The 10,907-nt window shown below is 44.9% G+C and carries 8 protein-coding genes and 2 pseudogenes; 6 read left to right on the top strand and 4 right to left on the bottom strand.

All coding sequences use genetic code 11. The features are described from left to right. Positions 1-123: 123 nt before the first annotated feature. Positions 124-1,068: pseudogene (locus FYJ73_RS15075) on the bottom strand (hypothetical protein); the annotation flags it as partial. Between the two features lie 472 nt (positions 1,069-1,540). On the opposite strand from FYJ73_RS15075, the gene FYJ73_RS15070 reads away from it, so the two are divergent. From FYJ73_RS15070 to FYJ73_RS15055, 5 genes and pseudogenes are all read left to right on the top strand, one after another. Continuing rightward, positions 1,541-2,500, top strand: a complete 960-nt coding sequence (locus FYJ73_RS15070) for a LuxR C-terminal-related transcriptional regulator (protein ID WP_154535565.1) — start codon at positions 1,541-1,543, stop codon at positions 2,498-2,500. 42 nt (positions 2,501-2,542) lie between these two features. Then, positions 2,543-2,686 (top strand): annotated as a pseudogene (locus FYJ73_RS16055) (type II toxin-antitoxin system RelE/ParE family toxin); the annotation flags it as partial. 12 nt (positions 2,687-2,698) lie between these two features. Next, a complete protein-coding gene (locus FYJ73_RS15065; protein WP_154535564.1) occupies positions 2,699-3,043 on the top strand; it encodes a HigA family addiction module antitoxin in 345 nt (114 codons plus the stop codon). 1,250 nt (positions 3,044-4,293) lie between these two features. Then, positions 4,294-5,568: a glycosyltransferase family 4 protein gene (locus tag FYJ73_RS15060; RefSeq protein ID WP_154535563.1), complete on the top strand. Its 1,275-nt coding sequence runs from the start codon at positions 4,294-4,296 to the stop codon at positions 5,566-5,568. Beyond that, on the top strand, positions 5,565-6,332 hold the full coding sequence (locus FYJ73_RS15055) for a glycosyltransferase family 2 protein (RefSeq protein WP_154535562.1): 768 nt from the start codon (positions 5,565-5,567) through the stop codon (positions 6,330-6,332). Before FYJ73_RS15060 ends, FYJ73_RS15055 begins: the two co-directional genes overlap by 4 nt. 625 nt (positions 6,333-6,957) lie before the next feature. On the opposite strand, the gene FYJ73_RS15050 is transcribed toward FYJ73_RS15055, so the two are convergent. Beyond that, the gene (locus FYJ73_RS15050; RefSeq protein ID WP_154535561.1) at positions 6,958-7,764 is read right to left on the bottom strand and encodes a tyrosine-type recombinase/integrase; all 807 of its coding nucleotides are present in this window, start codon (positions 7,762-7,764) and stop codon (positions 6,958-6,960) included. A 52-nt stretch (positions 7,765-7,816) separates the two neighbouring features. Between FYJ73_RS15050 and FYJ73_RS16260 the strand changes: the two genes are divergently transcribed. After that, on the top strand, positions 7,817-9,199 hold the full coding sequence (locus FYJ73_RS16260; RefSeq protein ID WP_419471156.1) for a restriction endonuclease subunit S: 1,383 nt from the start codon (positions 7,817-7,819) through the stop codon (positions 9,197-9,199). Here the strand turns inward: FYJ73_RS16260 and FYJ73_RS15040 are convergent. Next, complete coding sequence (locus FYJ73_RS15040; RefSeq protein ID WP_336509624.1) at positions 9,179-9,646, bottom strand: restriction endonuclease subunit S; 468 nt, start codon at positions 9,644-9,646, stop codon at positions 9,179-9,181. The genes FYJ73_RS16260 and FYJ73_RS15040 overlap by 21 nt on opposite strands. Before the next feature lie 20 nt (positions 9,647-9,666). Continuing rightward, complete coding sequence (locus FYJ73_RS15035) at positions 9,667-10,761, bottom strand: restriction endonuclease subunit S (RefSeq protein ID WP_336509623.1); 1,095 nt, start codon at positions 10,759-10,761, stop codon at positions 9,667-9,669. Positions 10,762-10,907: the final 146 nt, after the last annotated feature.

Below are 10,907 nucleotides of genomic sequence, written 5' to 3'. Positions count from 1 at the left end.
CGTGACTATGCACTAATACAGAGTGTTAACTTTTATTTTCAAAATATTAATCGTTTGTCAGTCAACATATTGCAATGTGCGATTATTCGCGGAAGCCTGTAAAATGGCAAGTGGGAAACTTTAGTAACCATAGTCGGCCTGGCCACGTACGATCCAGTTATATTTATGAAAGGTAAAGTCGAAAGAACCGAAATACACGCTACCTTTGATGTTGTCGTAGGTCTTCGTGCCTATCTTCTCTCCCTGGGTGTTGTAGTTGTCACCCTCCATGTCGTGGGGAAAAGTATTGTGCATCGACTGTCCGTAGTATCCACTCAGTCCCAGTCGCAGACCATCGGTGACATAGTAGTCCAGGCGTGTGGCAAAGCCGTATTTGTTGGCCACCTTATATTCAAAGGGGCTTCCGGCTCCTGCATTGATCCATCCGTCTCGGCTGAACTTAAATCCGTCGAGTCCAGCAAGCAGCTGAGCCTCATAGCGGAACTTCCCAGCGCGTCCCCAGAAACTCACGCCCGTGTCGTGCCATGTCGAGGGCAGAATGGTGTATTCGCCTTGCGGGCGATAGACGGTGAAGAAGTTGAGCGGCTCGTGGTGGGCGTTGAGTAGTCCCACGGGCACGACGATGTGTCCGGCACGGATGTTGGCCCATCGAGCAAAACTCTTTTGCAGCCAGAACTGTTCCAGTTCCACCTCACCGCCTTTTTCCGTATCTGTTTCCCATTCACCGCTCTCCTCATATTCCTGTTCTACCGACGAGCCGGTGCCGGTGTGCTCAAATTCTATCTCCGAGCCCATCGTCCATCCTTTGCCGAAGTCATAGCCCAGATAGATGACAGCATGGGGAATGTCGAGGCGCCCATGGCTTGGGTCATGCTTATACTGGCTTGCACGTGAATAGCGGTAGACGTTATCGCTGTAGAAATTGCGGCTGTAGGCAGCCTCGCCGTATCCGCCTACGCTCAAGCGGTGACCGCGGGCGTGAGCCATCACCGAGTCTGCGGCACTGACTTGTGCCTGTATGGGCAGGGTTGTGAAAGCCAATGCCAAAGACAGCAGGCTTGTTGACATCTTTTTTTCCATCATGTATTACTGTTGATATTTACCTTTAATGATAAATGGTTATTCGATACTTATTTTTCGGGAATAGTGTCTTTTCCTTTTCGGTTGCAAAGTTACGGGAAATAGAAAATGTTTACAATACCTAAAATTCGTGAAATCAGTAAACACCTTCAGTATCCTCATTGTTGGGGGTATGGGGGCTATGTTTTGTCTGTAACATCAGTGTTTACGATGAAACACTTCTTTCACATGGTTGTAGTCTCAATGCCATTAGCTGTTAACGAATCCTTAATATTTGTGACCTAAATTTGCAGTGTCATTTGTATTGCGATATTTGTCATTCCGATATTTTTGCAAAGATAGTAGTTGCTTTGGTTTTAGGTTGATGATGACTAAAAGGGGCTTTACTTAATTTTAGGTATTGCATAAATGAAAGAGAATGCGTAATTTTGCAAATGGCGAATAAGAATCATTAAAGGCAATGAAAAATGTGAAGATGTATGAGGCGGGCGACAAGATGATATCGGTCATCCGTGACAACTATAATATCCTGCAGGCGATGAACTCCTTTGGCATCTATCTCGGCTTTGGCGACAAGACCGTCGACGAGGTGTGCAAGGAGCAGGGAGTGGACACCTTTACCTTCCTGACGGTCATCAACTACACGGTCAACGGCTACGAGGACAAAGTCGGCCTGGACATGGTCTCCATCCCCACGCTGCTCAAATATCTGCGCGCCAGCCACGATTACTATCTCGACTTCCAACTGCCGTTGATTCGCCGTGAGCTCGCCGATGCGCTCGACGAAAAGGACAATCTCGCACGCCTCATCCTCAAACTGTATGATGAATACGCCCATGGCGTGACGGTGCACATGCGCTACGAGGAGAAGCATGTCTTCCCTTACGTGCAGAAACTCCTCGACGGAGAGATGTCCGACAACTACGATATCGACACCTATTCCAAGCACCACAGCCAACTCGACACAAAACTCAGGGAGCTCAAAAACATCATCATCAAATATCTGCCTGCCGACGGACCTCACAACAACAAACTCATGGCCACACTCTACGATATATATAATAATGAGGAGTGGCTACATCTCCACTGCAATGTGGAGAACGATATCTTCATTCCCGTCATACGACATCTCGAAAACAGACGGAAGCAACAGAGCGTGGAGCTCAGTGCTATACCCGGTATGGTAAAGCATGAGGGTGAGGATGACCCGTTGAGCCAGCGCGAGCGCGATGTCATCGTGGCTCTCGTACAAGGCATGTCAAACAAGGAAATCGCCGACCATCTCTGCATCTCCACCAACACGGTCATCACCCACCGACGCAATATCGCCAAGAAACTGCAAATACATTCACCAGCGGGTCTGACCATCTATGCCATTGTCAACAAGTTGGTGAGCATAGACCAGACAATGCAAAAATAGAAAGTTCTCTTCTCCACAGTCTCTTCCCCCTAAGATGAGGAAGAGAAATTGCATGGTGACAAAGAAGGCCTTTCATCAGTAAGGGTCAATAACCAGTACCGTATAGAATTTGAGGAGACTAAGCAGAATGGAGAAGATATTTCCACTATCTGCAATATAACGGAATTAAGCAGTCATTATAAATAGGAGGATGTTATTATGATACACATAGACGGAGTTAAAGACAATATGATAGCTAACAACGTGGATCCTTTTGAGCCAACTCATCCTGGAGAAGTTATCCGGGATGAACTTGAAGATAGAGGAATGTCGCAGCGTCAGCTTGCTAAAAAAATGGGTATGTCCTATTCTGTTCTCAACGACATTATCAACGGCAAACGTGACATAAGCGTTGAATACGCTATGATGCTTGAGGCTGCATTGGGCATTGATGCAGACTTCTGGATTAACATGCAGACGCAGTATTCAAAGCAGATGGCAAAACGGGACAAAGGGTTCCTGTCAAAGCTTGAGAATATCAGGAGAGTTGCCGCAGTACTTTAACGGATGGAACCAATACCAACTATAAAGGAAGTTACGCATTAAAAGTTAGGGGGCTACCTTTGTGGGAAGAAGTTGCGGAATCTCAATGTTATTTCCTGACTTCGTCAATGCGTCACTCTGAATCGAGAATAAGTTTTTGGAAAATAGTCACGTACAGACTTTAGCTCCCCATGGAGCTATGGTGCTGAAGTGATGGGGGACAGCCTTACGAGCAAGCTCGTCGGCTGTCCCCCATCACCTCAGCACCACCCCCTACTGGGGGGACAAAGCCTGTCCGTGACGAAAATCGCTATCGCGTAAAATTGCCCCTTGGGCATAAAATCCTGCGGCCGAAAGATAGTCCATAGCGTCTTGAAAGTCTGCTATGCTGCTTGTGTTCTGTTGGGCGGCATCATATTTTATGCGCTTATGCGCAATTTATTATTTTATGCGCTATGCGCAATTTTATGCCTTGACAATTTTCTTCATGTACAGGCTTTGACCCCGAAGGGGTGAGTCTCAACCAGTGGGATAGCCGTCGAGCTTGCTCGTAAGGCTATCCCACTGGTTGAGACTCAGAGCTCCTCATGGAGCGTAAGCCTGTACATGATTTTCTTTTTTCTTTATCATCTGGAGATGGCAAGGCAATATGAGTCAGGACAAAGACATTGACTGTCTGCCGGGCTGTTAAGGAGGGATATCATTCCATCATTCGCAATTGCGTCACCATCAATTGCTGAAATAAGCTTATAACTAACTGATAATCAATGATGACACTTCATCCAACCAAAGATGTGATGAAGTCAGGTGTGGGAAGAAGTTGCGGAATCTCAATGTTATTTAGGTAAAACTGGTTTGTTGCTTTCTCCCTCCCTTTTAGGGAGGGGAGGGTCTTCAAAAAAAATACGCTGAAACTCTCAACGAGCTCCAGCGTATAGCCTATGTTTAACTAAAAATCCTTTTCAAATCAAACATTGACCTCGCGGTCTCTGTTATCATCCGTTAAACAATCTATCAAATCTACCTTAAACCTAATAACTAAAAACCTAAATCTATTACTACTAACCTAAACAATCTATTAACCTTTTGACGTGTGCAAAGGTACTATGATTTTCTTATTCCTACAACATTTCCTGTGATAATTAAATAGAAAAAACCTTTTTATTGATGTAAATCAATGGGTGTTTGCGTACACATAATAAAATATTGCAGAATCGTTGGTTGTTGGGCATTCTTTTCGTAACTTTGTCTTAGTAATAAAGAAAAAGACTATGCGCGTACTCATTGTCAACACCAGCGAAAAGACCGGAGGAGCCGCTGTGGCCGCCAACCGGCTCATGGAAGCTCTCAACAACAACGGCGTGAAAGCTAAAATGCTCGTGGCCGACAAACAGACCGACAACATCACGGTGGTAGGCTTGCCACATCCGGGTCGTCACCGCCTGCATTTCCTGTGGGAGCGGTGGTGTATCTTCTGGCATCTTCACTTCAAGCGTGACCATCTCTTCGAGATCGATACGGCCTGCGCAGGCTCTGACATCACTTCTCTGCCAGAGTATAAGGAGGCGGACGTGATCCATCTGGCATGGATCAACCAGGGTATGCTCTCACTCAAGGACATCAACAAGATTCTTGCCGACGGCAAGCCCGTGGTGTGGACCATGCACGACATGTGGCCCGCGACGGCCATCTGTCACTATGCCCTGTCATGCCCCCACTTCACGACGCATTGCCGGCAGTGCCGTCTCTTGCCCGGTGGCGGCAGTAAGAGCGACCTGTCGTATAAGGTGTGGGAGCGTAAGGCAAAGATACTGGCCAGACATGCCATCAAGTTCGTGGCCTGCAGTCGGTGGCTCGCCGGCGAGGCACGACGCAGCCGCCTGCTCATGGGACAGGACATCACCGCCATTCCCAATCCCATCGACACGCGGGTGTTCCGTCCCGACGACCAGCGACAGGCACGGCTCAGTATGCATCTGCCACTCGACAAGAAGCTGATCCTCTTTGTCTCGCAGCGCGTGACCAACACCATCAAAGGCATGGACTATATGGTTGAGGCTTGCAACAAACTCGCCGCCGACCATCCTGAACTCAAAGAACAGTGGGGCGTGGTGGTCATGGGAGGACATGCCGACGAGATCGCGGAGCGCTTTCAATTGCCCGTATATCCCTTGGGCTATGTCAACAACACACGGGCCATTGTGCAGGCCTATCAGTCGGCGGATGTCTTCGTGATTCCGTCGCTCAGCGACAACCTGCCCAACACCATCATGGAAGCACTGGCTTGCGGTGTGCCGTGCGTTGGATTCAACGTGGGCGGCATCCCCGAAATGATCGACCATCAGAAAAACGGATACGTGGCGGAATACCGTTCGGCTGATGATCTCGCCGCTGGCATCTACTGGACGCTCCATGATGCCGACCATAAGCAGCTCAGCCGTGAGGCGGTCAACAAGGTGGAGCGCAACTATAGCCAACAGAGCGTCGCTGTGAAATATATAGAGGTATACACCAACGCCATTGCGCAAAGATCTTTCAGAATATGATCCGATTTACCGTTGTCACCATCACTTATAATGCGGCACAGGTCCTGCAGCCTACGCTGGACAGCGTGCTGGCACAGACCTATCCCAACGTGGAGCACTGGATCATCGACGGCAAGTCGGCCGACGATACCGTGGCGATGGCTGAAGACTATCGCCGACAGACTGAGCAGCAGTGCAGCAGTCATGTGGTCTGCATACAGAGCGAGCCCGACCGTGGACTCTACGATGCGATGAACAAAGGACTGGCACTGGCCACGGGCGACTATATCGTCTTTCTCAATGCCGGTGATGCCTTTCCGTCGGCAGACACCTTGCAGCATGTTGCCGACTGCGTGTTGCAAGGTGAGCCGTTGCCGGGCGTGCTCTATGGATTTACCGACATCGTGGACAGCCAGCGGCGGTTTCTGTGTCACCGGCGCCTGCAGCCACCCGCTCATCTGTCGTGGCGCTCGTTCTGCCGGGGTATGCTTGTCTGCCATCAGGCGTTCTATGCCCGGGCCGACTTGGCGAAGAACAATCCCTACGACCTGCGCTACCGCTTCTCGGCCGATGTGGACTGGTGCATCCGTGTGATGCACGAGGCGCAGCGCCGCCATCTCAGACTCGTGCGCGTCAACGAGGTTGTGGCAAATTATCTCGACGGTGGAACCACGAACAAAAACCACCGTGCCTCACTCATCGAGCGCTTCCACGTCATGGCCCGTCACTACGGCCTTGTCACCACGTTGCTCATGCACTTGTGGTTCGTGGTGAGAAGAAGATAAAGGGCATGTTGTTTATCATAAGCCACATGGAATTGAATATGAAGTGCGGATCTTATGCCCGTTCTACCACCCACGAATGATGATCCATAGCCTTTATCTCGTTGGCAAGTCATCTGTTTTTTCTTGACAAAAGTCTGTTCGTCTCAACGCTCAATCTAGAGATCGGCGAACAGATTTTTTTGTTTCTGAAGCAGGTAAAAAACATCTGTTTCATCGTTTTTTGCCTGATGGCGGTGTCATCTCAGTGATTTTACCTGGTCATCTCGGTTGTTTTTGGTGATCAAAAAGGTTAGATGATGCGGTCAAAGTCCGTTTCTGAGGAAAAATAACGTCTAAAAAAGCAAAAAATAGCAGAGGATGCTTTTATTTTGAGTTTCAAGTGGTTGTGGCAGCCGTTGGCTTTAAGTGGCATAGACGAGGAAATGCGAAAAACGCAGATTGATGAAATAGAAACGCTTTCAAATCATTACCTCGCAGAAACGCCCTAATAAGCATTTTTAACGGTGGCGGTTCAGATTTCCCCATTAATATATGCATGTCATATGATAAAACGTTTTACATGGATAGAGCAGAAAGAGACCTGCATCTCTTTCTACTCTTATTCCTATGAACCTTTATTGGCATTTTACCAAGTAATAACCTTATCTACAATTTCTTGTTGCTCCAAGCTACTTCTTCGCAGATAGATACGTGTTGTTTCAATGCTTTCGTGTCCCATGAGATCGGCAAGCAGGGCTATGTCGTTGAACTTCTCCAAGAAATTCTTGGCATAGCGATGGCGGAACGAGTGAGGGTACACCACTTTCTCGTTCAAGCCATACTTTACGGCATAGTTCTTCAACTGCTGTGATATGCCTCTTGTCGTGATGCGCTCGCCAAAGCGATTGAGAAAGAGATAGCCACTTGTACGGTTGAGTGTTTGCAACCATTTTTCTGTTTCCGTGCGCAATGTCTTGGGGATATAGATACGCCGTATCTTGCCACCCTTGGTGTAGATGTCGTAATAGCCTACTTGCACGTGCTCAACCTTGATTTGCACAAGTTCGCTCACTCTGGCACCAGTCGCAGCCAAGAAACGCACCACAAAGTACCACTTCAAGTTGTCTTCCTTCTTCAACTTGTTCTTCAAGAAGGTGTAGTCGGCATTGCTGATGACATTCTCCAAATAAGAACGTTGCTGCACCTTGACCGACTTCAAGCGGAGCTTCGTCTTGCCCACAAATACAAGGTACTTGTTCAACGCCTGAATACGGAGGTTTACCGTCTTTGGTTTGTAAGTCTCAATCAAGTAGGTCTTGTAAACCAACAAGTTTCTCTTGTTCAACTCTTTGTGTCGAGAGCCAAATTCCTTCACGGCATACATATATGCCGAAATCGTGTTCTTAGCCATATTGCCTTGACTTAGGAACTCTTCAAATTTGTCTAATTCCATTTCTATTCGTTTATTAGTGAAACATTAAGTTGTCCTAATAAAATAGACATAAATTTGTTCTATAAGTTCCTATTATGAGAAGATACTCGCTACAGGGGAGGTGAAGTGCATAGATGAGGAGATTCCATTTGAGATACCAAATGGGTGGGAATGGTGCAGATTAGGAGAAATATCAACTTATGCCCAAACAAAGAGAAAAATTAACGCATCGAATGCCGATACTCAATTATGGGAATTGGATTTGGAAGATATAGAAAAAGGAGGAAGATTGCTGAATATTAAAACTGTTGGTGAGCGAAAAGCCATCGGAGACAAGACCGTCTTCAACCGTGGTGACATTTTATACAGCAAACTTCGTCCATATTTATTAAAGATACTCGTTGCACCTGAAGGAGGTATTTGTACTCCCGAAATCATACCTTTCACTTGCTACGGCAATATATGCAAAGATTATATTGTTAGCTTTTTGAAATCACCTTACGTAGATGATTACATTAATTCTACAACGTTTGGTGTAAAAATGCCTCGTGTAAGCACAGAAACAATGACATCTCTGTTAGTTCCACTTCCACCTCTTTCGGAGCAGTTCCGTATTGATACAAGAATAAAGGAGTTTATGCCATATATAGATGAGTATGGAAAAGCGCAGGATAAACTTAATAAGTTAAATGAAGAACTTTCCAATACTATTCGTAAGAGCATCCTTCAAGAGGCTATTCAAGGCAAACTCGTTCCGCAAATTGCCGAAGAAGGTACAGCCCAAGAACTTCTTGAACAAATAAAAACAGAGAAGCAGAAACTCGTTAAGGAGGGCAAACTAAAGAAGTCTGCTCTCAGCGATTCTGTTATCTTTCGTGGTGACGATAACAAGTATTATGAGCAGGTAGGCAAAAAATGCTTGGATATAACTGAGCAAATTCCCTTTGAAATCCCAAGTAATTGGGAATGGTGTAGAGTTCGTAATGTATCAAACTCTTATATTGGTCTAACGTATAAACCGACAGATATTGACAAGAAAGGAACTATCGTATTACGTTCCTGTAATATACGAAATGGCAAGTTAGCATTAGATGATATTGTAAGAGTAAGTTCTTCCATATCAGAAAAATTACTTATAGAAGAGAATGATATTATAATTTGTGCAAGAAATGGGAGCAAACGGTTAATTGGAAAATCGGCTCTTATAAGGAATTTGCCAGAGCCAATGACATTTGGCGCATTTATGGCAATATGTAAAACTCCTATTTACGAGTATATGTTTGCTTATTTGCAGTCTGATTTGTTCTTTGGGCAGTTGAGAGATGTGAGTAATACAACCACAATCAATCAACTAACCCAAAACAAATACAATGATTTTTTAATTCCGATACCACCTGTAAAGGAACAAGAGCGTATTGCTTTCAAAATAAGCCAGTTATTTCAAGAGTTGCGCTGACAACTCTATCTTTTGGACTATTCTTTTTTGCTCTTGAAATGGCGGAATGCCAATTATAAGACCATAGAAAAGCTCCTTGTTAAGGTGTGGAATTGCGGCCCCTTTCTTAGAGTTGCGCAATGTCTCTTTATAGAACTGTATAAAAGCTAAAACATAAGGTTCGTACATTGAGGAACTTATCCATAACTGCTTGAATGTACTACCCATATAGCCATCTTGTGGTACGATGAAAACTTCACCAGAGTTTTCACCGTCCACAAGCATTATATTGTCACCTTTATATACAAGTTTACCTTGTTCTACTATAGTTTCAGAACTTTTACCACGTAAGTATTTGGCATCTAACAAGCATTGCTTGCCAATGGTTTTCAAGCCGTCTGTAAGTTGACAAACAGCATTTAATCGAGCTATAGACCAAGTACTTGGAAAGTCAAAAGGAAGTTCTATTTCAGATACTTCGCTTCCTATCAGCTCATAATACTTGCTATATTCCTATACGTTTCAACAATTCTATATTGTTCCTGCAATGGTGGTAATGGAATGAAATACTTCTGTAAGCGAACCATAGTCAATGTAGCAACTGTTGTCCCTTCTGATTCTTGTCTGTATTGTCCCTTAAATGAAGGCGATTCTATCACCATTTTTAGATATTCTGCACAAAGTCCATACTTGTTAGCCAAGCACAGTACACTTCCATCTTTGTAATAAAATTTATCGCTTTCTTTGACGATATATACTTTCCCCAAAGTTCCCACAGCAGTAATCATTAGGTCATTTGGCAAAGGAACTCCACTTGAAGAAAAGTCTTCGTACAAAGAAAGGTCTATGTATAGTTCGTTATCAACAAAGCCATCATCAGCCAATTTGCCAATTTCTCTCGCTCGATAGAATGGTATTCCCGTTTGTCTCCAGTCCTTTGCATGAACTCTACGAGCAGAGCCAATACTAAGGATAGTTTCCAAACGTACCCAAGCCCAACTTTTCGGTATATCAAAAGGTATATCCTCATTAATACACTCACACGTTGCGCTTTTCTTCTCCCAATACTTGTTATCGTCACCACGAAAGATAACAGAATCGCTGAGAGCAGACTTCTTTAGTTTGCCCTCCTTAACGAGTTTCTGCTTCTCTGTTTTTATTTGTTCAAGCAGTTCTTGGGCTGTACCTTCTTCGGCAATTTGCGGAACGAGTTTGCCTTGGATGGCTTCTTGCAGAATTGCCTTCTTCAAGCGTTGGTACATATTAGAATTTAACTTATTAAGTTCTTCTTGCTTATTGCTGTAAATACCAAGAAAATGTGTTAACTCTGTAATTTTCGCAACAATTCTTTCCTGTTCATTTATTGGTGGTAAAGGGAACAACAAAGTTTCCCAATTACCCCTATTGATTATAGGGGTTGCTGTTCCTGTAGCCTTATCCATTATTGCCAACCTAAAGTATTCTGATTGCAAAACTATATGGACAAACTCCACATTACACAAATAGGGCGTTATAGAATTTATCTGCTGATTAAAAGTAACAGGCTTGTCTGTTATGGCGCATTTACCAATAGAACCTCCAATGCAGACTTGTAAAATAGTATTCCTGTTTTCCTATTTTGCGCCACCCAAGACCGATTTTATGGTCAGTTAGATACAGTTCTCTCAAGACGCGTTATTTTTTAGCGTCATTTTGCAACACAATGTCGTATAATTCCTTTTGTTTGCTG

This window comes from Hallella mizrahii (assembly GCF_009695775.1).
In the GTDB taxonomy this organism is placed as follows: Bacteria; Bacteroidota; Bacteroidia; order Bacteroidales; family Bacteroidaceae; genus Prevotella; species Prevotella mizrahii.
This window is presented reverse-complemented; position numbering and strand designations above follow the sequence as displayed.

Coding starts and splice junctions, on each gene's coding strand:
- FYJ73_RS15060 (WP_154535563.1), top strand. CDS start 4,294: ATGCGCGTACTCATTGTCAACACCAGCGAAAAGACCGGAGGAGCCGCT.
- FYJ73_RS15070 (WP_154535565.1), top strand. CDS start 1,541: ATGAAAAATGTGAAGATGTATGAGGCGGGCGACAAGATGATATCGGTC.
- FYJ73_RS15055 (WP_154535562.1), top strand. CDS start 5,565: ATGATCCGATTTACCGTTGTCACCATCACTTATAATGCGGCACAGGTC.
- FYJ73_RS15050 (WP_154535561.1), bottom strand. CDS start 7,764: ATGGAATTAGACAAATTTGAAGAGTTCCTAAGTCAAGGCAATATGGCT.
- FYJ73_RS15065 (WP_154535564.1), top strand. CDS start 2,699: ATGATACACATAGACGGAGTTAAAGACAATATGATAGCTAACAACGTG.